The sequence below is a fragment of the Streptomyces sp. NPDC088097 genome (assembly GCF_044741845.1).
Taxonomy (GTDB): domain Bacteria; phylum Actinomycetota; class Actinomycetes; order Streptomycetales; family Streptomycetaceae; genus Streptomyces.
In genome coordinates this window covers 577,682-599,801 of record NZ_JBIUTJ010000001.1, presented here as the reverse complement: position 1 = coordinate 599,801, position 22,120 = coordinate 577,682, and the positions used below count along the sequence as shown (strand labels likewise).

The 22,120-nt window shown below is 73.0% G+C and carries 19 protein-coding genes and 1 pseudogene; 11 read left to right on the top strand and 9 right to left on the bottom strand.

Annotation, left to right across the window (positions count from 1 at the left end; all coding sequences use genetic code 11):
• Nucleotides 1–17 precede the first annotated feature (17 nt).
• From ACIOD1_RS02690 to ACIOD1_RS02680, 3 genes are all read right to left on the bottom strand, one after another.
• Nucleotides 18–269 (bottom strand): hypothetical protein, encoded by a 252-nt coding sequence (locus ACIOD1_RS02690; protein ID WP_365617976.1) that lies wholly within the window; start codon nt 267–269, stop codon nt 18–20.
• The gene (locus ACIOD1_RS02685) at nt 266–736 is read right to left on the bottom strand and encodes a sigma factor-like helix-turn-helix DNA-binding protein (RefSeq protein WP_401899759.1); all 471 of its coding nucleotides are present in this window, start codon (nt 734–736) and stop codon (nt 266–268) included. The genes ACIOD1_RS02690 and ACIOD1_RS02685 overlap by 4 nt, the downstream gene beginning before the upstream one ends.
• Before the next feature lie 95 nt (nt 737–831).
• Nucleotides 832–1,353, bottom strand: coding sequence for a MarR family transcriptional regulator (locus ACIOD1_RS02680; protein ID WP_365617973.1), 522 nt, complete (start codon nt 1,351–1,353; stop codon nt 832–834).
• 301 nt (nt 1,354–1,654) lie between these two features.
• Here ACIOD1_RS02680 and ilvA point away from each other — a divergent pair, with 301 nt between their 5' ends.
• The 3 genes from ilvA to ACIOD1_RS02665 all read left to right on the top strand — a co-directional run bounded on the left by ilvA (nt 1,655) and on the right by ACIOD1_RS02665 (nt 5,021).
• Entirely contained in the window at nt 1,655–2,887 is a 1,233-nt protein-coding gene (gene ilvA / locus ACIOD1_RS02675; protein ID WP_365617971.1) for a threonine ammonia-lyase, read from the top strand.
• 215 nt (nt 2,888–3,102) lie between these two features.
• Nucleotides 3,103–4,167 carry an ATP-binding cassette domain-containing protein gene (locus ACIOD1_RS02670; RefSeq protein ID WP_365617969.1) on the top strand — a complete coding sequence of 355 codons (1,065 nt, stop codon included), beginning with the start codon at nt 3,103–3,105 and terminating at the stop codon, nt 4,165–4,167.
• Entirely contained in the window at nt 4,164–5,021 is an 858-nt protein-coding gene (locus tag ACIOD1_RS02665; protein WP_401899757.1) for an ABC transporter permease, read from the top strand. The genes ACIOD1_RS02670 and ACIOD1_RS02665 overlap by 4 nt, the downstream gene beginning before the upstream one ends.
• Nucleotides 5,022–5,100: 79 nt before the next feature.
• Here the strand turns inward: ACIOD1_RS02665 and greA are convergent, their stop codons facing one another.
• Nucleotides 5,101–5,598, bottom strand: coding sequence for a transcription elongation factor GreA (gene greA / locus ACIOD1_RS02660; RefSeq protein ID WP_365617968.1), 498 nt, complete (start codon nt 5,596–5,598; stop codon nt 5,101–5,103).
• Between the two features lie 243 nt (nt 5,599–5,841).
• Complete coding sequence (locus ACIOD1_RS02655; RefSeq protein ID WP_365617966.1) at nt 5,842–6,255, bottom strand: DUF4307 domain-containing protein; 414 nt, start codon at nt 6,253–6,255, stop codon at nt 5,842–5,844.
• A 105-nt stretch (nt 6,256–6,360) separates the two neighbouring features.
• On the opposite strand from ACIOD1_RS02655, the gene mca reads away from it, so the two are divergent.
• Nucleotides 6,361–7,248, top strand: a complete 888-nt coding sequence (gene mca / locus ACIOD1_RS02650; RefSeq protein WP_365617964.1) for a mycothiol conjugate amidase Mca — start codon at nt 6,361–6,363, stop codon at nt 7,246–7,248.
• Nucleotides 7,245–7,478, top strand: a complete 234-nt coding sequence (locus ACIOD1_RS02645) for a hypothetical protein (protein ID WP_365617963.1) — start codon at nt 7,245–7,247, stop codon at nt 7,476–7,478. The genes mca and ACIOD1_RS02645 overlap by 4 nt, the downstream gene beginning before the upstream one ends.
• Nucleotides 7,479–7,619: 141 nt before the next feature.
• On the opposite strand, the gene ACIOD1_RS02640 is transcribed toward ACIOD1_RS02645, so the two are convergent.
• Entirely contained in the window at nt 7,620–10,952 is a 3,333-nt protein-coding gene (locus tag ACIOD1_RS02640; protein WP_401899755.1) for a tetratricopeptide repeat protein, read from the bottom strand.
• A gap of 122 nt (nt 10,953–11,074) precedes the next feature.
• Between ACIOD1_RS02640 and ACIOD1_RS02635 the strand changes: the two genes are divergently transcribed.
• Nucleotides 11,075–11,818, top strand: a complete 744-nt coding sequence (locus tag ACIOD1_RS02635) for a DUF4344 domain-containing metallopeptidase (protein ID WP_401899753.1) — start codon at nt 11,075–11,077, stop codon at nt 11,816–11,818.
• Here the strand turns inward: ACIOD1_RS02635 and ACIOD1_RS02630 are convergent.
• Complete coding sequence (locus tag ACIOD1_RS02630) at nt 11,811–12,758, bottom strand: hypothetical protein (protein ID WP_401899751.1); 948 nt, start codon at nt 12,756–12,758, stop codon at nt 11,811–11,813. The two genes, ACIOD1_RS02635 and ACIOD1_RS02630, sit on opposite strands and share 8 nt — an antisense overlap.
• 49 nt (nt 12,759–12,807) lie before the next feature.
• Complete coding sequence (locus ACIOD1_RS02625) at nt 12,808–14,235, bottom strand: APC family permease (protein WP_401900446.1); 1,428 nt, start codon at nt 14,233–14,235, stop codon at nt 12,808–12,810.
• Between the two features lie 283 nt (nt 14,236–14,518).
• On the opposite strand from ACIOD1_RS02625, the pseudogene ACIOD1_RS02620 reads away from it, so the two are divergent.
• The 4 genes and pseudogenes from ACIOD1_RS02620 to ACIOD1_RS02605 all read left to right on the top strand — a co-directional run.
• Nucleotides 14,519–14,677: pseudogene (locus ACIOD1_RS02620) on the top strand (DUF255 domain-containing protein); the annotation flags it as partial.
• A gap of 212 nt (nt 14,678–14,889) precedes the next feature.
• On the top strand, nt 14,890–15,435 hold the full coding sequence (locus ACIOD1_RS02615; RefSeq protein WP_401899748.1) for a Uma2 family endonuclease: 546 nt from the start codon (nt 14,890–14,892) through the stop codon (nt 15,433–15,435).
• A 259-nt stretch (nt 15,436–15,694) separates the two neighbouring features.
• Entirely contained in the window at nt 15,695–17,749 is a 2,055-nt protein-coding gene (locus ACIOD1_RS02610; RefSeq protein ID WP_401899746.1) for a thioredoxin domain-containing protein, read from the top strand.
• A gap of 261 nt (nt 17,750–18,010) precedes the next feature.
• A complete protein-coding gene (locus ACIOD1_RS02605) occupies nt 18,011–19,252 on the top strand; it encodes a glycosyltransferase (RefSeq protein WP_401899744.1) in 1,242 nt (413 codons plus the stop codon).
• Nucleotides 19,253–19,337: 85 nt separating this feature from the next.
• On the opposite strand, the gene ACIOD1_RS02600 is transcribed toward ACIOD1_RS02605, so the two are convergent.
• Nucleotides 19,338–20,051, bottom strand: coding sequence for a hemolysin III family protein (locus ACIOD1_RS02600; protein WP_401899742.1), 714 nt, complete (start codon nt 20,049–20,051; stop codon nt 19,338–19,340).
• Between the two features lie 218 nt (nt 20,052–20,269).
• Between ACIOD1_RS02600 and ACIOD1_RS02595 the strand changes: the two genes are divergently transcribed.
• A complete protein-coding gene (locus tag ACIOD1_RS02595) occupies nt 20,270–22,102 on the top strand; it encodes a phosphoenolpyruvate carboxykinase (GTP) (protein WP_401899739.1) in 1,833 nt (610 codons plus the stop codon).
• Nucleotides 22,103–22,120: the final 18 nt, after the last annotated feature.

The window sequence follows — 22,120 nt, the reverse complement described above, 5'->3', positions numbered from 1 at the left end:
CGCTCCCGGACAGGGGCCTACCAGCCCTCCAGGGGCGGGGAGACGTCGCTCGGCGGCGCGACCCAGGGGTGGGTCAGCGCCGCCCACACCGTGAAGGTCACCGCCGCCGCCCACAGCACGCACCAGCCCAGCCGGCGCAGGGCCAGGCGGCGGCGCAGCAGCTTCCTCCCCCGCAGTGCGGCGGCCTGGGCGAGCCCCGCCGGAACCTTCGGGTGCGGCCCCTCCATCAGGCGCCTGACCTGGGCTTCCTTACGGTCATAGGGGCTCATGCGGCGCCCTGTCGGGGTTCCGGGGCACCGGCGGTGGAGCGCATGGCGGCCACCGCCCGGTTGCACACCGCCTGGACCCGCTCCGGGGGCAGGCCGAGTTGGGCGGCGGTGACCTCCTCCGCGACGCCCTCGTAGACCCGCATCACCAGCACGAGCCGCTCCAGCGGGCTCAGCCGCGCCAGGACCCCGGTCCCGCCGGGGTGGCGCCAGGCACCGCGCGCGTAGGCGGCGCACAACTCCTGGCGGGTGTGGTCGTACGGATCGTCGTCGCGCACCCGGTCCCAGTGCGCGTACGTACGGGCCAACGCGCCGGCGAGGAGCCGGCGGGCGGCGGACGCACCGGCCGGCGGGTCGGCGGGGGATTCGGCGGTCAGCAGGATCGCCACGTGCAGGAGCCGCCCCGCCGCACCCGCGACGAAGGCCTCGAACTCCGGGTCGCGCCCCGAACGCCGTTCCACAGCACACATGGTGGGGCCGGGGACACCACCCCGGTCAAGAGGTGGGACGGTTCCGCATCACGCGGCCGGGCGCACGCGACGCCGCGCTCCGGGTCGGGCTCCGGTCAGGAGGCCGGGCCGCCTTCGGAGGCGGCGGCCATCAGCTCCGACAGGGAGCCGTTGAAGCGGGTCAGCAGCGCGGTGAACGCCTCGCGCTCCTCCGCCTCCCAGCCCTCGGTGACCCGGGCCATCAGCTCGCGCCGCGAGGAGCGGACCTCCTCCAGCCGGGCCAGCCCGCGCGGGGACAGGGCCAGGACCACGGCCCGGCCGTCCTCGGGGTGCGAGGTGCGCTTGACGAGCCCGCTGTCGACGAGCGGGGCCACCTGCCGCGTGACGGTCGAGGAGTCGATGCCCATCCCGCCCGCGAGCGCCTTCACGCCCATCGGACCTTCCAGGTCGAGCCGGTTCAGCAACAGGTACGCAGCCCGGTCCATCGAGTTGCGGGCCTGGCCGACGCCGCCCAGGCGGGTCTGCTCGGCCCGGCGGGCGAAGACCGCCACCTGGTGCTGGAGCGCGTCGAGGAGACCGGCTCCGGCGGGCGCTTCGGCCGCCGTGGGCAGGTCGGAACTGGCCGGGATGGAGGGCATGGCCGTGGGCTCTCTTCGCATGGGGCCGACAAGGATGGGGGACAGAGTACGCGGCCGTGCGGCGGCACGTACGCCGCGTACGAGAACTGGTACGGCCCTTGGGTCGGGCCGCCTCCGACCCGTCCCGGATGGCGAGATTTCGCCCCTTCCGCCCCCCTCTCCCGAGCCTTCCCCGAGCCCCTTGCGAGCCTTCCCCGAGCCCCCGCGCGCCCTCCCTTCCCGGAGTCCCCGCCGGCCCGTCCGGTCGGCGCCCGGGTTTCGCCCACCCTGCGTCCCGCGCGGGGGCTGCGAGACTGGCGGCATGAACTACCGCGTGCCCCAGCCCGTCCCGCAGGTCATCCTCGACGACGTCCGGGGAGCCCAGAAGATGCTCTCCGGGGTCTCCCGGATGACCGCGATGGAGGGCAGCCGGCACCTCTCGGCCCTCACCGGCTCACCGGTCCACTTCAAGTGCGAGAACCTCCAGCGGACCGGCTCCTTCAAGCTGCGCGGAGCGTACGTGCGCATCGCGGGCCTGCGCCCCGAGCAGCGCGCCGCCGGGGTCGTCGCCGCCAGCGCGGGCAACCACGCCCAGGGCGTGGCCCTGGCCTCCTCCCTGCTCGGGGTCCGCTCGACGGTGTTCATGCCCGTCGGGGCGCCGCTGCCGAAGGTGGCCGCCACCGAGGAGTACGGCGCCGAGGTGATCCTCTCCGGCCAGGTCGTCGACGAGACCCTCGCCGCCGCGCAGGAGCACGCCGACCGCACCGGGGCCGTGTTCATCCACCCCTTCGACCACCGCGACATCATCGCCGGCCAGGGCACGGTGGGCCTGGAGATCCTGGAGCAGTGCCCCGAGGTCCGCACGATCCTCGTCGGCATCGGCGGAGGCGGCCTCGCGGCGGGCATCGCCGTCGCGGTGAAGGCCCTGCGCCCGGACGTACGGATCGTCGGCGTGCAGGCGGCGGGGGCGGCCGCGTACCCGCCCTCGCTCAAGGTCGGGCACCCCGTCTCGATCGACAACCCGAACACCATGGCGGACGGCATCAAGGTCGGCCGCCCCGGGGACATCCCCTTCGCGATCATCGGCGAACTCCTCGACGACGTCCGGACGGTCTCCGAGGACGCCCTCTCCTCCGCGCTCCTGCTGTGCCTGGAGCGGGCCAAGATGGTCGTCGAGCCGGCGGGGTGCAGCCCCGTGGCCGCCCTGCTCAGCGAGCCCGAGCTGTACGGGGGCGGGCCGGTCGTCGCCATCCTGTCCGGCGGCAACATCGACCCCCTCCTCCTCCAGCGGATCCTGCGCCACGGCATGGCCGCCGCCGGCCGCTACCTGTCGCTGCGGCTGCGCGTGACCGACCGGCCGGGCGCCCTCGCGGGTCTGCTCGCGGTGCTGTCCACCGTCGACGCCAACGTCCTGGACGTCAGCCACGTACGCACCGACCCGCGCCTCGGGCTCACCGAGGTCGAGGTGGAACTGCACCTGGAGACGAAGGGTCCCGAGCACTGCGCCATGGTCGCCCGCACCCTGCACGGCGCGGGCTATCCGGTCATGAGCTGATCGGGACCGGGCCCAATGAGCGCGGGGACGAACCGGAACGACCGGAGCGGTGACCGGAGCGGCCCTCCGGGCGACCGGGGCCGACAAATCCGTGGCGGCACCCGATATGACTCGATAGCGTCCGGGGGCGTCGGGCGGGGAAGGCCCGGCGGCTCCGGGATCTTCCCGGGCACCCCACGACCGCGCAGGCTCCGACTCGCTCCGGGAGAACCCCCATGCCAGGTGCCATATACGCCGAAGGGTTGGTCAAGACCTTCGGCGACGTCCGTGCGTTGGACGGTGTGGACCTCGACGTCCCCGAAGGCACCGTCCTGGGCCTCCTCGGCCCGAACGGAGCCGGCAAGACCACGGCCGTACGTGTCCTGACCACCCTCCTGCGGCCCGACAGCGGCACGGCCTCCGTCGCCGGGATCGACGTCCTCAAGCACCCCAACGAGGTCCGGCGCTCCATCGGCCTCTCCGGCCAGTTCGCCGCCGTGGACGAGTACCTCACCGGCCGCGAGAACCTCGACATGGTCGGCCGGCTCTACCAGATGAGCGCCAAGGAGGCGAAGGCGCGGGCGGCGGAACTCCTGGAGCGCTTCCACCTCGCCGACGCCGCCGACCGCACCGCAAAGACCTACTCCGGCGGAATGCGCAGGCGGCTCGACCTCGCCGCGGCCCTCGTCGTGCGCCCGCCGGTGATGTTCATGGACGAGCCCACCACCGGCCTCGACCCCCGCAACCGCCAGGCCCTGTGGGACGTCGTCGAGGAACTCGTGGCGGGCGGTACCACCCTCCTGCTCACCACCCAGTACCTGGAGGAGGCCGACCGGCTCGCCCACGACATCGCCGTGGTCGACCGGGGCAAGGTCATCGCCCGGGGCACCTCCGACGAACTCAAGGCCCGGACGGGCGGCGAGCGCGTGGAGGTCGTCGTCCACGAACGCGCGCACATCCCGGGGGCGCGGGAGGTCCTCGCCGGCTTCGGCAAGGGCGAGACCACCGTCGAGGAGCACACCCGCAAGCTCACCGTCCCGGTCTCGGGCGGCGCCAAGCTGCTCGCCGAGGTGATCCGGGAACTGGACGCGCGCGGCTACGAGATCGACGACATCGGCCTGCGCCGCCCCACCCTGGACGACGTGTTCATCTCCCTCACCGGCCACGCCGCCGAACTCGCGGCGGAGGAGAACCGCGACGGGGAGGCGGCCGAGCCGGACCGCAAGGGCAGGAAGGCCCGCAAGGCGGCGCGCGACGGGAAGAACACCACGGACGAGACCGCGCGGAAGGCGGCGAAGTGACCATCACGTCCTCACCCACGGAACGCGTCGCACCCCGGCCGCAGGGCGGAATCGTCCAGAGTGCCCGGGACTCCCTGGTCATCGCCAAGCGGAACCTGATCCGGATGTCCCGCATCCCCGAGATGATCATCTTCGGCGTGATCCAACCGGTGATGTTCGTCGTGCTCTTCAGCTACGTCTTCGGCGGCTCGATCAGCGTCGGCGGCAGCCTCTCCCCGGCGGCCTACCGCGAGTTCCTGATGGCCGGCATCTTCGCCCAGACCGTCACCTTCGCCACTGCCGGCGCGGGCGCGGGCATCGCGGACGACATGCACAAGGGCCTCATCGACCGCTTCCGCTCGCTGCCCATGGCCCGCGGCGCGGTCCTGACCGGCCGCACCCTCGCCGACCTCGTCCAGACCACCCTGACCGTGGTGGTCCTGGCGATCGTGGCCCTCCTCGTCGGCTGGCGCACCCACACGAGCGTCGGCGAGGTGCTGGCGGGCTTCGCCCTGCTGCTCCTGCTCGGGTACGCCTTCTCCTGGATCGGGGCCCTGATCGGCCTGTCGGTGCGCACCCCGGAGGCGGCCACCTCGGGCGGGCTGATCTGGCTGTTCCCGCTGACGTTCATCTCGAACGCCTTCGTCCCGGCCGAGAACATGCCGACCTTCCTGCGGCACATCGCGGAGTGGAACCCCTTCAGCGCGACCGTCCAGGCGGCCCGCGAGCTGTTCGGGAACCTCCCCGAGGGGTACCCGGTCTCGCAGGCGTGGCCGATGCAGCACGCGGTGCTCGCGTCGGTCCTGTGGTCCGTGCTGATCGTCGTGGTCTTCCGCACCCTGGCCGTGCGCAAGTACCGCTCGGCGACCGCCTGACGCACGACCGCCAGACGCACGGAGCCCCCGCCGGACCAGGTCCGGCGGGGGCTCTCGGGCGGGTCTCCCGAAGGAGTGATCAGCCGGTGAAGGGCTTGACGGCCAGGATCTTGACCGCGGCCTTCTTGCCGTTCGGCAGCTCGTACTCGGCGTCCTCGCCGATCTTCTTGTCCATCACACCGCTGCCCAGCGGGGACTGCGGGGAGTAGGTCTCGAAGTCCGAGGAGGCGTACTCGCGGGAGGCCAGCAGGAACTCCAGGGTGTCGTCCTCGTCGCCGTCGAAGGCGATGGTGACGAGGGTGCCGGGGGCCACCACGCCGTCGGAGGCGGGGGCGGTGCCGACCTTGGCCTTCTCCAGGAGCTGCGTGAGCTGGCGTACGCGCAGCTCCATCTTGCCCTGCTCCTCCTTGGCCGCGTGGTAACCGCCGTTCTCACGCAGGTCGCCCTCCTCGCGGGCGGCCGCGATCTTGACCGCGATCTCCGTGCGTGCGGGACCAGAGAGGTAGTCCAGCTCGGCCTTCAGCTGGTCGTACGCCGCCTGGGTCAGCCAGGTGACGCTCTCGCTCGTCTGGGTCACGGGTGCTCCTCGTCGGTACAGGGACTTCGTCGGTACGGGGGACTGCACAGTCGCCCACAGCGCGGTGGGCGAAACCACGAGCCTAACAATTCGGGAAGAAAAGGGGGAGGACACACTGCGTACGAAGTGTGTCATCGAGGTTCTCCAGGGCCCGGAAGCGGTGAGGGCGCGGCCCTCGGCCCGAGACCGTTCCGTCCGCCGGCCCGGCGGGTCCCGGCGGGCTTAGGCGGGTCCCCGCGGGTCTCAGCCCTCGGTCGGGGCGGCCTGGCAGCCGATCAGCTCGACCATGGTGGCCCGTGCGGTGGTCTTGAGGGTGACCACCTCGTCCACGCGCTTCTCGCCGGCGGGGATGGTGAAGTCGGCCCGGCCCACCTCGGTGTGGTCCTCGTCCTGGGAGCTGAGGGTGCAGACGCCGACGACGGAGGCGTCCTTGCGGACCTCCAGGTGCACCTTGACCTCGGAAGCGGAGGCGATCTTGAACTTGATCACCTCGGCGCTGACGGCCTGACCGCCGACGTAGTCCCAGCCGATCCAGCCGACCACGGCCAGCAGGACAACCCCGAGCCCGGACCCGACGATCTTGAGCTTCCGGTCCGCACGCTCGTCCGCCGACCGGCCGTACCGGCCCTCGGGGAGCCCTTCGCGCACCGCGCTCATGATCGTTTCCTCTCGCCGGTGAGGTGAGGCACCCCTGGAATTTTCCGCCCCCCGGTTCGGTCACTATAGAAGCCAGTCTCGTGCCCAATCACAGAGGATCCTGTCTTGACCGAGCAGCTTCGCCTGATGGCAGTCCACGCCCACCCCGACGACGAGTCGAGCAAGGGCGCGGCCACCATGGCCAAGTACGTGTCCGAGGGGGTGCCCGTGCTGGTGGTGACGTGCACCGGCGGTGAGCGGGGCTCCGTGCTGAACCCCAAGCTCCAGGGGGACACGTACATCGAGGAGAACATCCACGCCGTCCGCGCCAAGGAGATGGACGAGGCCCGCGAGATCCTCGGCGTCGAGCAGGAGTGGCTCGGCTACGTGGACTCGGGCCTGCCCGAGGGCGACCCGCTGCCGCCGCTGCCCGAGGGCTGCTTCGCGCTCGCGGACGTCGACGAGGCCGCCGGAGAGCTGGTGAAGAAGATCCGTGCCTTCAAGCCGCAGGTCATCACCACCTACGACGAGAACGGCGGCTACCCGCACCCCGACCACATCATGACCCACAAGATCTCGATGGTGGCCTTCGACGGAGCGGCCGACACCGAGAAGTTCCCGGAGGCCGAGTACGGCCCGGCCCACCAGCCGCACAAGCTGTACTACAACCAGGGCTTCAACAAGCCGCGCACGATCGCCCTGCACGAGGCGCTCCTCGCGCGCGGCCTGGAGTCCCCCTACGGCGAGTGGCTGGAGCGGTGGAAGGAGTTCGAGCGCAAGGAGCGGACGCTGACGACGCACGTCCCCTGCTCCGACTTCTTCGAGATCCGTGACAAGGCGCTCATCGCCCACCGCACGCAGATCGACCCGGACGGCGGCTGGTTCCGCGTCCCGATGGAGATCCAGAAGGAGGTCTGGCCCACGGAGGAGTACGAGCTGGCGAAGTCGCTCGTCGACACTTCCCTCCCCGAGTCCGACCTCTTCGCGGGCATCCGGGAGAATGCATGGACATGAGCGCTACGCAGGCAGCAGTCACCCAGCTCCTTCCCCTGGCCGCCGACACCTTCGACAAGAACAAGGTGACCCCCGGGATCCTCGGGTTCATCGTGTTCGCGGCCCTCGCCCTCGGCGTGTGGGGCCTGATGAAGTCGATGAGCCGGCACATGGGCCGCGTCGACTTCCAGGAGGCCCCCGAGCGGGCTTCCGCCGGCTCCCCGGCCGCGGACGGCGCGAAGACCCCGTAGGACCGCCCCGCTCGCACGCCCCGCGGGGCCACCCGCGCGGAGACCGCCGCCCCACCACACGGGTACCGGGGCGGGGCGGCGGCTTCCGCGCGGGCGCGGGCAGCCGTGCTTCCGTGCCCGTGCTCCCGTACGCGCTTCCGCCTACGGTGACGGGACGCCCATGATCTCGCGGGAGTGGAGGTTCGGGACCATGCCCAGGCGCCAGGCCTGCCAGCCCTCGGCCGGGTCCACGCCCCGACCCAGGACCACCGTGTAGGCCTCCAGGCAGTCCTCCAGCCGGGCGTCGCGCAGCGGGTGCCGGGCCTGCGACAGCCGGGTCAGTTCCCCGCGGGCCTCCTCCAGGGCGTTCGGGGTCGCGTACGGCAGGACCGTGCAGCGCAGGAAGCGGGCCCAGTCCTCGCCGCGCCGGTCGCCGTACGAGACGAACAGCCGGGTCGCCTCCTCGCACAGCGCGACCGCCTGCGGCAGCCGCCCGTTGCCCGCGTCGATCACCGCCAGCTCCAGGCAGGTCCAGCCCTCGCCGTGGGCCAGCCCGATCCGGCGGAAGTCGGCCCGCGCGTCCACCAGCAGCTGCCGGGCGAATCCCGAGTTGCGCAGGTTCCCCGTCTGGGCCGCCCGCTGGTCGCGGGTGACCCGGCCCGAGTGGTGGCGGGCGTGCGCCAGGCCGTACACGTCCCGCATCCGCGAGAACATCGTCCGGGCCCGCTCCAGCTCCCGCACCGCCTCGTCCCGCTCCCCGGCCTCCTCCAGGGCCTGCCCCAGGTAGTACAGGGTCCACGCCTCGCCCCGCGCGTCCTCCGCCAGCCGGTGTCGGGCCAGCGCGTCGCGCAGCCGCTCCAACGCCGGGTCCGGATCCCCGTCGACCACCCGGGCCCGACCCAGCTGGGTCAGCGCCCAGGCCTCGCCGCGGTCGTCGCGGGTGCGCCCGTACAGCTCCAGGGCCAGGCCCAGCTCCGCCTCGGCCCCCGCCACGTCCCCCCTGCGCAGGTGGACCTGACCCAGCTGGAAGTGCGCCCAGGCCTCGCCGTGGACGCTCTCGCTCTCCCGGTGCAGGGCCAGCGACCGCTCCAGCAGGTGCGCGGCCTCCGCCAGCCGGCCCCGGTCCCGTTCCACCGCCGCCAACGCGTGCAGTCCCCAGGCCCGGTCCCCGGCCAGCTCCTCCGGCTCCTGCAGGACGAGCGCCTCGCGGATCCGGGTCGCCGCCTCCGGCAGGTTTCCCTGGTGGTGGAGGGTGATCCCCAGGGAGACCAGCGCCATGCCGGCGGCGGCCTCCTGCCGGTCCTCCTTGTACTGGTCCACCAGCGAGGTCAGGGTGGTGCGGGACTTGTCCAGCTCCCCGAGCTGACGCGCCGCGATACCCGTACGCCACTGCACGGAACGGTTCAGGCGACCCTCGTCCACCGCCCGCGTCAGCTCGTTGATCTCACCGAGCCGGTACAGGTCCCCCCGCAACAGGCAGAAGTCGCAGAGCGCGCCCAACAGGTCCAGCACCACCTGCCGGTCCACGCCCTCCGAGTTCCGCAGCGCCGCCGTGATGAAGCTGGACTCCTCGTCCAGCCAGCGCAGTGCCGCGTCCAGCGAGGCGAAGCCGTGCCCGCCGAAGTGGTTGGCGCGCGTCGACATCTTCCCGTCGACCATCCGGATCACCGAGTCCGCGAGTTGCGCGTAGTCCCGGATCAGTCGCTCGTGCGCCGCCGCCGACTCGGCCCGGTCCTCGTCGGCCGTCAGCCGCGCCGCCGCGTACGCGCGCACCGCGTCGTGCATCCGGTAGCGCTCCCCGCGTACGAGGTCCAGCAGCCCGGCATCGGCCAGCTCGCCCAGCAGCCGCCCGGCCTCCACCCGGTCCGCGTCCACCAGGGCCGCCGCCGCGGCGGCCCCGAGGGAGGCCCGCCCGGCCAGGGTGAGCCGCCGCAGCAGGCGGCGCCGCTCCTCGGGCAGGCGGGCGTAGGCCAGGTCCAGGGCGTGCTCCAGGGAGGCGGCGGCCCCGTCCGAGGCCCGCGCCGAGCCGATCGGAGCCAGCACGCGCAGCGCCAGCGGCAACCCGGCGGCCAGCTCCAGCAGCGCGGCCTCCCCGGCCGCCGGGCGCCCGCCGGTCTGCCCGGCGCGCAGCACCTCGGCGGCATCCGGCTCCGCCAGGCGCGCCACCGGCACCTGGTGCACCCAGGCTGCCAGGTCGGGCGGCAGCTCCAGCGGCGCCCGCGCGGTGACCAGCACCAGGCTCTCGGAGCGCTCCGGCACCAGCGCGCGGACCTGCTCGGGATCCACCGCGTCGTCCAGGACCACCGTCACCGGGAGCCCCCGCAGGTGCTGGTGGTACAGCTCGCCCAGCCGGCGCACCTGCTGCTCCGCCGAGGCCCCCTCGCGGAAGAGCAGCTGCTCGCGCGGGGCCCCCAGCCGGTTCAACAGGTGCAGCAGGGCCTCCCGCGTGGACAGCGGAGCCTCCCCGGGCGCGGTGGAACCCCGCAGGTCCACCAGGCACGCCCCGCGGAACTGGTCGCGCAGGACGTGCGCCGCCCGCAGGGCCAGGGCCGTGCGCCCCGCCCCGGGCTCCCCGTGCAGGACCACGACCACCGGCCGGGTCTCCGTACTGGCCCGGGCCGCCTGCACGAACTGCGCGATCCGGGTCAGCTCGGCCCGACGGCCCGCGAAGACGGCTCCCGCGTCCGGGAGTTGCCCGAAGGAGTGCTCCAGCACGGCCCGCCTGCGGGCCTCCGCGCTGCGGTCGGAGCGGCCGCCCGGCGGGCGCGCGGATCCGGCGAGGGCCGTCCCGGGCCCGGACCGGGATCCGGACCCCGACCCGGATCCGGTCGCCGAGCCGATGCCGATGCCGGATCCGGACCCGGCGCCGGTCGAGGCGCCGCCACCGCCCGGGCCCGTCCCGTTGACCCCGCCGTTCACCCCGCCGTTGACCGAGGCCCGGCCGCGCGCGGGGGTGCGTACCGCCGTCGCCATCAGGCGCCGCTGCTCCAGGAAGGGGCGTACCCCGCGCACCTCCAGCGCCGTCAGCCACTGCAACCTCAGCTGCTGGGGACCGCCCGGGCGGCCCGCGGCCCCGGCCCGGCGGTTCGCCGCCGGCAGGTGCGCGGCGGTCACCTTCACCACCGTCGTCGCCGCCCCCGCGACGCCCACGACGACGCCCGCGCCGAGCGCGGTCCCGCCCGAGACGCCGAGGGACAGGTCGGCCCCGGCCGCGGCGACGGCCGCGACCGCCGTCACCCACAGGGCCGTCGAGGTGTTCCCGCGCCGGAAGGCCTCCCCGAGGGTCTGCGACCCGGCCGCGATCTCGTCCACGGCCGCCACGTACGCCGCGTACTCCTCGGCGGCGGCCCCGGCGATCGTGTCCAGGGACTCCACGCCGAGTGCGAGCAGGGCCTCCTTATCGACGGGCGTCCCCGAACCGGCCGCCCGCCGGGCCTCTTCCTCCACGGCCCGCTCCAGCACCCGTTCGGCCTCGACACGATGGTTGTCCCGCATCGGCATCCTCCTCGCAGAGCTCCCCATCGGAGTGCAAGTGTCCTGCGGGACTGCCATCGGCGCGAGGAATCTGAGCTATTTCAGAGGGAGTTGGAGTGTATTCGGTCACATAGGGTGGTCCGATGGCCAGACACCGGTGGGCGTGGGCACTGTGCGCGGCGATCCTGTCGCTGCCGGCGACCGGATGCCAACAGGCGCCGCCCGCGCCGGGATTCGCCCTGACCTACGAGGAGCCGGACGCCGCCGACCGCGACGCCCGCCGCTTCCTGCGCGACGGACGGATCGCCGAGTCGGCCCTCGCCGAACTCAACGCCTACGTCGACCTCCCGCACCGGGTCGCCGTCGTCGCCCGCTCCTGCCGGGGCGAAGGCACCGGCTACGACCCCGACACCCGCCGCATCGAGCTCTGCTACGACGACCTGGCCGAGGAACGCGCGCTGTTCGACCCCGCCGGCGGCGTCGGCGACGGGCAGGTGGCGGAGCTGGTGCGCGAGACCCTCCACCACGAGGCGGGCCACGCCCTCGTCGACGCGCTGCGCCTGCCGGTCGACGGCGACCGGGCCGAGGAGGCCTCCGCCGACGACTTCGCGCGCCTGGTGCTGCTGCGCGCCGGCCCCGCGGGCGAGGCCGCCCTCCTGACCGCCGCCCGCGCCTACGACCTGGGGGCCATCGCCGACCCCGTCCCCGACCCGGCGGACGAGCACGCCCCGGCGGCGGACCGCGCCCGGGGCCACCGCTGCGCGGTCCACGTCGAGGCCCCGCAGCGCCATCCGGAGCTCGCCACACCCGACCGAGCGGACTGCGCCGGCGCCTGGCGGGCGGCCCGCGACGGCTGGATCCGCGCCCTCGCCCCGCTGCTCAGGTGACGGGGCCCACCCGGTCGCGCCACCGCCGGAACAACGTCTCCGGGTCCCCGCTGTACGCCCACGGCAGGATCGTCGCCCGGTTGTCCAACAGGGCGAAGACCGGCCCCGCCGCGTCCTCCATCCCGGCGTGGACCAGCCCGTGCGCGAGGTGGTTGAGGTCGGCGACGTCCTGGGCCGACTCGCCCGTGCGCCCCCCGATCCACTTCCCCAGCGCCTCCCGCAGGTCCCACCGCGCCCGGTCGCCGCTCCAGTGCGTGGACAACCCGATCGAGCCGCGCCCCTCGGTCTCCTGGAGGTGGCGGTAGTGCTCGGCCCGCGCCACCTGCGGCAGTACGGCCAACGGACAGCCCGGCGGCGCGTAGACGGCCGCGTCCCAGGCGAAGTTGTACGCCTCCCCGGGCGAGCCGTGCCAGCGCGCGGACAGGTAGCGCAGCGCCTGGTGGTGGCCCTCGCGGTGGAAGGGGTCGCGGGCGCGCAACTCGCGCCACCAGTGGCCCGTGTTCGAATCCCCGCCCTCGTACAGCCGGGCCAGGGTCACGAGGGAGACGTACGGGTGCGGGTCGGCCGGAGCCAGTTCGCAGGCCGTCAGACAGACCCGGGCCACCCGGTCGAGCCCGTCCCGCCCCGGCGTCGACCCGTCCCGCGCCAGGGCGAACGCCCGCATCACCTCCGTCTCCGCGCGCAGCACCGCCGCGTCCGGATCGGTGGGGTCCGCGGCCTGCCACACGTCGACCGTCCGCCGGTCGGCCGCCGCGTCCGCGAGCAGCCGTACGCGGTGCGAGCGCCGGTCCCAGTCCGTGCCGGGCTGCTCCGCGAGCAGGTCGCGGGCTCCCTCCCAGCGCCCCAGCACCATGTCCTGGCAGGCCTCCTCCAACGGGCGGTCGCCGTAGGTGCGGTCGTAGACCGGAGCGCCGGAACGGCGTCGGAGCCAGGCGGACATGCGCACTCCTCGGGGGTGGGGGAGGTGGTCGGGAGGTCCCGGACCGGGGTCAGAAGTCGCTCAGCACACCCGTGCGCCCCCGGGCCGCGCCACGCCCCTGGGCGGCGGCGAACCCGGGCCCGCCCTGCGACTCCCCGCCGGAGGGCTCCCGTTCGGGATCCAACGGCCTCGGCCGGAAGTACGCCTCGCCCCGCATCCGGGCCGCGGCCATGGGCACCACCCCCAGGGCGAGCGCCCCGAGGCCGATCGCGAGCGCGGAGCCGGACAGCTCCGGCAGGGACATCGCGAAGATCCACGCCATGAACAGGGCCCCGCCCAGCGGCCACAGCCCGACGAAGAGGAACGTGCCCGCTGAGCGGAAGAGCACCCTGCGGTGCGCGACCACCGCCGACAGGCCGGCAAGGGCGTAGTAGAAGGCGATGTGCAGGCCGATCCCGCTGACCGCGTCCCGGACGAACCGCTCTCCGGACCCGGCCCGGGCCGCCGCCGCGACCAGCAGCAGGGCCACCGCCGCCACCGAGGCCGTCGCCAGGGCGGGGGTCCGCCAGGTGCGGTGGATCCGGCCCAGCGCGCTCGGCACCGTACGGTCGCGGCCCATCGCGAAGAGGGTCCGGGTGGCCTGGAGCATGCTGGTCTCCAGGGTGGCCACCATCGACAGCAGCACCGCGAGCACGAGCAGCCGCCCGCCCCAGCCCGGCCAGACGGCCTCGCCCAGCTCGGACAGGTACCCGTCGGGGTTGCTCCGCACCGCGTCCGGGCCGATGACGGTGAGGGTCGCCACCGTGAACAGGGCGAACACCGTAAAGGAGGTCACCACGCCGACCAGCCCGCCCACCCCGAAGGACCGACGGCCGCCCCGCGTCTCCTCGTTGAGGTTCCCGGCCACGTCCCAGCCCCAGTAGGCCACCCCCGCGACCAGCGCCCCGGCGACGAAGCCGTGCGAGGCGTCGAAGTGCCCGAAGCCGAACCAGGACGCCGAGAACTCGGGCCCCTTCCCGTGGCGCACCAGGGCCGCCACCGCGAAGACGAGGAGCAGCGCGAGCTGCGCGCCGGTGATGATCCGCCGGGCGTTCGGGCCGATCCGCGCGCCCAGCGCCACCACGACCGCCATCACCACCACCCACCCGGCGCCCACGGCCGTGGCCGGCCCGGTCCGGGCGGCGAGGGCCGGGTCGACGAGGGCGAGGGTAGCGGCGCCGGCGGGCAGGGTCGCGGAGACGAGGAAGGCGGTGGCGGCGACGACCAGCGCCCAACCGCCGAGGAACCCGAGGAAGGGGTGCAGCGCCCGCGCCGCCCAGGAGTACGTGGCCCCGGCGTTGACGTCGAGCCGGCCCAGGTGCCGGAAGGCGAGCGCGATCCCGATCATCGGCAGCGCGCAGTACAGCAACACGGCCGGCCCGGCGACCCCGACGGTGGCGATGAGCGCGGGAAGCGTGGCGGCGACGGTGTAGGCGGGTCCGCAGCCCGCGACGGCCATGACCGCGGAGTCGAAGGTCCCCAACGTCCCGGCCCGCAGCCCGCCTCCGTCATCGTGACGGGCCCTCTTGCTCACGCGGTGCTCCTTCCGGTGGTGTCACAGGGCCAAGATCTTGCCGACGCCTCCGGGCTCGCACAAGGCCTACTCTTCGGTTTCTTTTGTGGATCGCCATCCAGGCCAACGAAAACAATGACTTCACGCCTCTCGCCCTACGGATTTCGTCGCCACCCCATCCACCCCCCACGCCCGGCCCACCGGTGGACGCGGCCGATGGATTGGGCGCATGCCGAACCGCCTCGCGAACGAGACCTCGCCGTACCTGCTCCAGCACGCCGACAACCCGGTCGACTGGTGGCCCTGGTCGCCCGAGGCGTTCGCAGAGGCCCGCGAGCGCGGGGTGTCGATCCTCCTCAGCGTCGGCTATTCGAGCTGCCACTGGTGCCCATAGATGAACACAAGCGGGTAGTCCTGACCTGGGATGTTTCCGGAGAGTGTTGACGTGGATGCTTATGGTGCGCGACTGGGGCAGGGCATCAACGCTCGGACTGGGGATCAGCACCCCCGCTGCTCTTACTGGGCCGGCACACCCGTAGTGGATCCCGTGCGGGGCCGTGGCAGCCCCATATTCTGAGAGGCGACAGGAAGGAGCCGTTGATGAGCGTCGACGCGGTCATGCACGCCGAGTTCCCCGCCGGGTACGTGGTCTTCTTCGGTACCGATGGGAAGGTGATCATGACTCCGCGGAGCTTTGAGCACTCCAGCACGATCAAGTCGATGCAGATCGACTCGCTCTCGCTCGGCCGGCACGCGAAGACCGCCTCCGACGTCTACCTGGACTTCCCGGCCGATGAGAACTCCGCCCCGGACTTCGCGATCCTGCGGGAGGACGCCCAGCGACAGGGCAAGCGCTACGGCTTTGAGGACGTGCTGCTGATCGCCGAGGTGGTGTCCGTCTCCTCCGCGCGCAAGGACTACGACGACTGCACCGCGAAGTACGGCCGCTACGGCATCCCGGTCTACGTGGTGGTGGACCCGTACGCCGCGGAGGTCGTCGTCCACACCCAGCCCACCGGCTTCGGCTACATCGCGGCTCACACGCACAAGTACGGCTCGGGCAAGCTGCCCATCGAGCTGGCCGACGGGCGGACCTACACCCTCGACCTGGACGAACTGCCCCGGCCCGAGTTGGACACCCGCTGACCGAATAGCGGAGGCCGGCCCGCGCTTCCGCGAACCAGGGGTCCTACGCGTGCGTGGACCGGGTCCGGCGGCGCCGGTCTACCGCTCCGTACGGCGCAGGAACTGCCGGCCCAATACACCCAGGGCGAGCGTCTGCACGATGGGGGTGCTGTGATTCTTACCCCGCAACCGGGTTGCGATGGCGGGCTTCGCGCGGTGACCCGGCCGGGTGGGGTGCCGTGGGCGGGTCCGGGGGTGCTCGTAAGCGAGGATGGGCGGCATGTCGAACCGCCTCGCGAACGAGACCTCGCCCTACCTGCTCCAGCACGCCGACAATCCCGTCGACTGGTGGCCCTGGTCGCCGGAGGCGTTCGCGGCGGCGCGGGAGCGGGGGGTGCCCGTGCTGCTCAGCGTCGGGTACTCCAGCTGCCACTGGTGCCACGTGATGGCGCACGAGTCCTTCGAGGACGAACTGGCCGCCGCCTACATGAACGAACACTTCGTCAACATCAAGGTCGACCGCGAAGAGCGCCCCGACATCGACGCCGTCTACATGGAGGCCGTGCAGGCTGCCACCGGCCAGGGCGGCTGGCCCATGACCGTGTTCCTGACCGGGGAGGCCGAGCCCTTCTACTTCGGGACCTACTTCCCGCCCGAGCCCCGGCACGGGATGCCCTCCTTCACGCAGGTCCTCGAAGGCGTCCGGACCGCCTGGGTCGGCCGGCCCGAGGAGGTCGCCGAGGTGGCGCAGCGCATCGTGCGCGACCTGGCCGGGCGTCAGCTCGACTACGGCAAGGCCGAGATGCCCGGCGCCGAGGAACTGGCCGGCGCGCTGCTCGGGCTGACGCGCGAGTACGACTCCGTCCGAGGAGGCTTCGGCGGGGCGCCGAAGTTCCCGCCGTCCATGGCGTTGGAGTTCCTGCTGCGCCATCACGCCCGCACCGGCTCCGAGGGCGCCCTCCAGATGGCCGCCGACACCTGCGAGGCGATGGCCCGGGGCGGGATCTACGACCAGTTGGGCGGCGGGTTCGCGCGGTACGCCGTGGACCGGGAGTGGATCGTCCCGCACTTCGAGAAGATGCTCTACGACAACGCGCTGCTGTGCCGGGTGTACGCGCACCTGTGGCGCACGACCGGATCGGATCTCGCCCGGCGGGTGGCGTTGGAGACCGCGGACTTCATGGTCCGCGAACTGCGCACCGAACAGGGCGGTTTCGCCTCCGCCCTGGACGCCGACAGCGAGGAGCCGCTGAGCGGGAAGCACGTCGAGGGGGCCTACTACGCCTGGACCCCCGCGCAACTCGACGAGGTGCTCGGCGAGGCCGACGGGGCCCTGGCCCGCGCGTACTTCGGGGTCACCGAGGAGGGCACCTTCGAGCACGGCACGTCCGTGCTCCAGCTCCCCGCGGACGGCCCGGCCGTCGAGCCGGAGCGGATCGCCGGAATCAAGGAACGGCTCCTCGCGGCCCGCGCCGAGCGCCCCGCGCCCGGCCGGGACGACAAGATCGTGGCCGCCTGGAACGGCCTGGCCGTCGCCGCGCTCGCCGAGTGCGGGGCCTTCTTCGACCGGCCCGACCTGGTCGAGCGGGCCACGGAGGCCGCCGACCTCCTCGTGCGCGTTCACATGGACGGCGCCGCCCGCCTCGCCCGCACCAGCCGTGACGGCCGCGTCGGCCCCAACGCCGGGGTGCTGGAGGACTACGGCGACGTCGCCGAGGGGTTCCTGACGCTGGCCGCCGTCACCGGGGAAGGGGTCTGGCTGGAGTTCGCCGGCTTCCTCGTCGACCTGGTCATGGCCCGCTTCACCGCCGAGGACGGCTCCCTCTACGACACCGCGCACGACGCCGAACAGCTGATCAGGCGCCCGCAGGACCCCACCGACACCGCCGCCCCCTCCGGTTGGACCGCCGCCGCCGGGGCGCTGCTCTCGTACGCCGCGCACACCGGCTCGGGGCCCCACCGGGAGGCGGCCGAGCGGGCGCTCGGGGTGGTGCAGGCCCTCGGGCCGCGCGCCCCGCGCTTCATCGGGCACGGGCTCGCGGTGGCGGAGGCGCTCGTGGACGGGCCGCGCGAGGTGGCCGTCGTGGGACACGCCGACGATCCGGCGCGGGCCGAGCTGCACCGGACGGCGCTGCTGGGCACGGCTCCCGGGGCGGTCGTGGCCGTCGGAGTGCCGCGGGAGGCGGACGGCAGCGGCGGGGAGTTCCCCCTCCTTGCCGACCGCCCGCTCCTGGGCGACCTCCCGACGGCGTACGTGTGCCGGCACTTCGTCTGCGCGCGGCCCACGACGGAACCCGGTGAACTGGCCGAGCAGTTGGGCGCGACGCGCACCTGAATCCCGTCGAGACCCCGGTGCGCCCCGAGCGGTGGGGCCGTAGCGACGTCCCGGCGAACCCGTGCGTCCTCGTCGGCGACGCGCTCCGGCTCGGAGCTGTTCACCGCGGAGTGGCACCCGCGGGGGGCGCCGTCCGGTTCTACAGGGCGGAGCTGGAGACGACCTCGGCCCGGCCCCGGCCTCCGCCCGCGGCGCGGGTGAGGGCCGCGTCGAGATCGTCGAGATCCGCCGCACCGACCGCGAGACCGGGAGCTGAGCGCCATGAGCGAGGACCTGTGGCACCGCCACGCGCCGGGTGATCCGAAAACCGCCGCCGCGCGGGCTCCGGCCGCAGGCGGCGTGACGGTGATCATCCCGACCCGCAACGAGGCGGCGGGCGTGGTGGAGTTGCTCGTGCGGCTGCGCGAGGCGCTGCCCGCCGGACGGGAGTGGGAGGTGCTGTTCGTCGACGACTCCACTGACGACACCCCCGCCGTCATCGAGCGGGCCGCCGCCGACTGCCCCTTCCCCGTCGACGTCCTGCGCCGCGAGAGCCCCGAAGGCGGTACCGGCGGGGCCGTCGTCGCCGGGATCGCCCGCGCCGGATCCGACTGGATCGTCGTCATGGACGCCGACCTGCGACATCCGCCCCATCTGGTCCTCGAACTCGTCGACGAGGGCGTGCGCACCGGCGCCGACCTCGTCGTCGCCACCCGTCGCCTGCCCGGCGTCGGTGGCGACGGGCGCGCGGGACTCGCCGGCAGCCGCCGCGTCGTCGTCTCGCGGGCCGCGAACTGGCTGGCCAAGGGGCTGTTCCCGCGCGCCCTGAGCGGGATCGGCGACCCGACGAGCGGCTTCTTCGCGGTGCGCCGCTCCGCCCTCACCGCCGTCACCGCCGAAGCCCCCCGACCCGCCGAAGCCCCCCGACCCGCCGGGGCCCGGCGACCGCTCGGCCACGAGGTCCTGCTGGAGTTGGCCGTCCGGTGCCGCCCCGCCCGCAGGGCGGAGGTCCCGTTCGTCCGACGGGACCGGTACGCGGGGGAGTCCGGGCCCACCGTCCGCGAGGGGTTGCGCTTCCTCGCGCACCTGGCCGCCCTGCGGTCCGCGAGCCCGCTCGCCCGGATGATCGGCTTCGGGCTGGTCGGGCTCTCCGGGTTCGTCCCCAACCTGGCCGCGCTCTGGCTGCTCACCCACGCCGGGATCCAGTACCTCGCCGCCGAGGTGCTCGCCAACCAGGCCGGGGTGCTGTGGAACTTCCTCCTCATCGAGACTCTGCTCTTCCGCGACCGCCGCCACCACCGTCACTGGGCGGACCGGCTCGGCCGCTTCGCGCTCCTCGCCAACGCCGACCTGCTGCTGCGCATCCCGCTCATCGCGCTGTTCGTCGCGAAGCTCGGCCTCGGGGTGCTGCCGGCGACGGCCCTCGCGCTCGTGACCACCTTCGTGCTGCGCTTCGCCGCCACCGAAGCCCTGGTCTACCTGCCGCGAGGCCCGCGCGACGCGGCGGCCGACCCCGAGGGGTGAGCGCCGGTCAGGGGGGCGCCGGACGGCGAACGGCCCCGGCCCCGGCGGAATCCGCCGGGGCCGGGGCCGTTCGCCCGTGCCGGTCTCAGTGTGAGTAGGCGGCCATCGAGATGCCGACGTAGTGGGCCACGAAGGCGGCCAGCGTCAGCAGGTGGAAGACCTCGTGGAAGCCGAAGAAGCGCGGGGAGGGGTTGGGGCGCTTCATCCCGTAGATGACCCCGCCCGCGCTGTAGAGCAGACCGCCGACGATCACCAGCACCAGGACGGCGATCCCGCCGGTCCGCATGAAGTCGGGCAGGAAGAACACCGCCGCCCAACCCATCGCGATGTAGCACGGGGTGTACAGCCAGCGCGGGGCGCCGACCCAGAAGACGCGGAAGGCGATGCCGGCGGCGGCCGCGATCCACACCGCCCACAGCAGGGTCCGCCCGGTGGAGTCCGGGAGCAGCAGGACGGTCAGCGGCGTGTACGTGCCGGCGATGATCAGGAAGATGTTGGCGTGGTCGAGGCGCCGGAGGATGGCCTCGCCGCGCGGCCCCCACGTACCGCGGTGGTAGACGGCGCTGACTCCGAAGAGCAGGCAGGCGGTGAGGACGTACACCCCGCAGGCCACGCGCGCCCGGGTGGACTCCGTGAACGCCATCAGGACCAGGCCCGCGACCACCACCGCGGGGAACATCGCGGTGTGCAGCCAGCCGCGCATCAGTGGCTTGGCTTCCAGAGTGGCCTCGGCGGCTTCGAGGACCTGGACGACCGGGGAGGCTCCGGCGGCCGGTTCGGCGGCGGCGTCAGAAGTCATGGCCACATGCTACCTACGGTTGCGTAGGTTTCCGTCAGTCCTCTTTACGGAAGATTGACGGACGTGGCGATGCTCACGTGAGAGGCCCCCTGGACATATGGGCATACGCACCGGATGATCAGATGAGTGCGGTCGGCACCGGATGAGCGGAGCGCGAAGCGTCCGGGTCGCAGCCCCCACGGGGCAACACCAAACAAACCCCTCAACAAGGAGCAATCGTGGCGCGCGACAACGCGGCTCCCACTTCCATCCCGACGACTCACCAGGAGCTGATCTCCTGGGTGGACGAGATCGCCGCCCTGACCCAGCCGGACCGTGTCGTCTGGTGCGACGGTTCCGAGGCCGAGTACGAGCGCCTGTGCGAGGAGCTCGTCGCCAAGGGCACCTTCAAGAAGCTGGACGAGGCGAAGCGCCCGAACTCGTACTACGCGGCCTCCGACCCCTCCGACGTCGCGCGCGTCGAGGACCGGACCTTCATCTGCTCCGAGAAGGAGGAGGACGCGGGCCCGACCAACCACTGGAAGGCCCCTTCCGAGATGAAGGAGATCTTCGCGGGGGACCAGGGCATCTTCCGCGGCTCCATGAAGGGTCGGACGATGTACGTCGTCCCCTTCTGCATGGGCCCCCTCGGCTCCGAGCTCTCCGCGATCGGCGTCGAGATCACCGACTCCGCCTACGTCGCGGTCGCCATGCGCACCATGACCCGCATGGGCAAGGCCGTCCTCGACGAACTCGGCACCGACGGCTTCTTCGTCAAGGCCGTCCACACCCTCGGCGCTCCGCTCGCCGAGGGTCAGCAGGACGTCGCCTGGCCCTGCAACACCACCAAGTACATCTCGCACTTCCCCGAGAGCCGCGAGATCTGGTCCTTCGGCTCCGGCTACGGCGGCAACGCCCTCCTCGGCAAGAAGTGCTACGCCCTGCGCATCGCCTCCGTCATGGCCCGCGACGAGGGCTGGCTCGCCGAGCACATGCTCATCCTCAAGCTCACCCCGCCGGCGGGCGAGTCCGAGGGCCCGAAGTACATCGCCGCCGCCTTCCCCTCCGCCTGCGGCAAGACGAACCTCGCCATGCTGGAGCCCACGATCCCCGGCTGGACCGTCGAGACCGTCGGTGACGACATCGCCTGGATGCGCTTCGGCGAGGACGGCCAGCTGTACGCGATCAACCCCGAGGCCGGCTTCTTCGGCGTGGCCCCCGGCACCGGCGAACACACCAACGCCAACGCCATGAAGACCATGTACGCCAACACCGTCTTCACCAACGTCGCGCTCACCGACGACGGCGACGTGTGGTGGGAGGGCATGACCGAGACCTCGCCCGCCCACCTCACGGACTGGAAGGGCAACGACTGGACCCCGGACTCGCAGAGCCCGGCCGCCCACCCCAACGCCCGCTTCGCCGTCCCCGCCTCCCAGTGCCCGACGATCGCCCCCGAGTGGGAGGACCCCAAGGGCGTCCCGATCTCCGCGATCCTCTTCGGCGGTCGCCGCGCCTCCGCCGTCCCGCTGGTCACCGAGTCCTTCGACTGGAACCACGGCGTCTTCATCGGCTCGAACATCGCCTCCGAGAAGACCGCCGCCGCCGAGGGCAAGGTCGGCGAACTGCGCCGCGACCCCTTCGCCATGCTGCCGTTCTGCGGCTACAACATGGGCGACTACATGGGTCACTGGATCGACGTCGCCAAGGGCAAGGACCAGTCGAAGCTCCCGAAGATCTACTACGTGAACTGGTTCCGCAAGAACGACGCGGGCAAGTTCGTGTGGCCCGGCTTCGGCGAGAACAGCCGCGTCCTGAAGTGGATCGTCGGCCGACTCGACGGCACCGCCGAGGGCGTCGAGACCCCCATCGGCGTCCTGCCGACCCTGGAGTCCCTCGACACCGACGGCCTGGACCTCCCCACCGCCGACCTGGAGTTCCTCCTCGCGGTCGACAAGGAGATCTGGCGCGACGAGGCCGCCCTGGTCCCCGAGCACCTGAACACCTACGGCGACCACACCCCCAAGGAGCTGTGGGACCAGTACCACGCGCTCGTCGAGCGCCTGGGCTGATCCCCGCCCCACCCCCCC

Excerpts from the sequence above, each read along its gene's own strand:
- ACIOD1_RS02690 (WP_365617976.1), bottom strand. The coding sequence starts at position 269 with ATGAGCCCCTATGACCGTAAGGAAGCCCAGGTCAGGCGCCTGATGGAG.
- ACIOD1_RS02685 (WP_401899759.1), bottom strand. The coding sequence starts at position 736 with ATGTGTGCTGTGGAACGGCGTTCGGGGCGCGACCCGGAGTTCGAGGCC.
- ACIOD1_RS02680 (WP_365617973.1), bottom strand. The coding sequence starts at position 1,353 with ATGCCCTCCATCCCGGCCAGTTCCGACCTGCCCACGGCGGCCGAAGCG.
- ilvA (WP_365617971.1), top strand. The coding sequence starts at position 1,655 with ATGAACTACCGCGTGCCCCAGCCCGTCCCGCAGGTCATCCTCGACGAC.
- ACIOD1_RS02670 (WP_365617969.1), top strand. The coding sequence starts at position 3,103 with ATGCCAGGTGCCATATACGCCGAAGGGTTGGTCAAGACCTTCGGCGAC.
- ACIOD1_RS02655 (WP_365617966.1), bottom strand. The coding sequence starts at position 6,255 with ATGAGCGCGGTGCGCGAAGGGCTCCCCGAGGGCCGGTACGGCCGGTCG.
- ACIOD1_RS02645 (WP_365617963.1), top strand. The coding sequence starts at position 7,245 with ATGAGCGCTACGCAGGCAGCAGTCACCCAGCTCCTTCCCCTGGCCGCC.
- ACIOD1_RS02640 (WP_401899755.1), bottom strand. The coding sequence starts at position 10,952 with ATGCGGGACAACCATCGTGTCGAGGCCGAACGGGTGCTGGAGCGGGCC.
- ACIOD1_RS02635 (WP_401899753.1), top strand. The coding sequence starts at position 11,075 with ATGGCCAGACACCGGTGGGCGTGGGCACTGTGCGCGGCGATCCTGTCG.
- ACIOD1_RS02630 (WP_401899751.1), bottom strand. The coding sequence starts at position 12,758 with ATGTCCGCCTGGCTCCGACGCCGTTCCGGCGCTCCGGTCTACGACCGC.
- ACIOD1_RS02625 (WP_401900446.1), bottom strand. The coding sequence starts at position 14,235 with ATGGCCGTCGCGGGCTGCGGACCCGCCTACACCGTCGCCGCCACGCTT.
- ACIOD1_RS02615 (WP_401899748.1), top strand. The coding sequence starts at position 14,890 with ATGAGCGTCGACGCGGTCATGCACGCCGAGTTCCCCGCCGGGTACGTG.
- ACIOD1_RS02610 (WP_401899746.1), top strand. The coding sequence starts at position 15,695 with ATGTCGAACCGCCTCGCGAACGAGACCTCGCCCTACCTGCTCCAGCAC.
- ACIOD1_RS02605 (WP_401899744.1), top strand. The coding sequence starts at position 18,011 with ATGAGCGAGGACCTGTGGCACCGCCACGCGCCGGGTGATCCGAAAACC.
- ACIOD1_RS02600 (WP_401899742.1), bottom strand. The coding sequence starts at position 20,051 with ATGACTTCTGACGCCGCCGCCGAACCGGCCGCCGGAGCCTCCCCGGTC.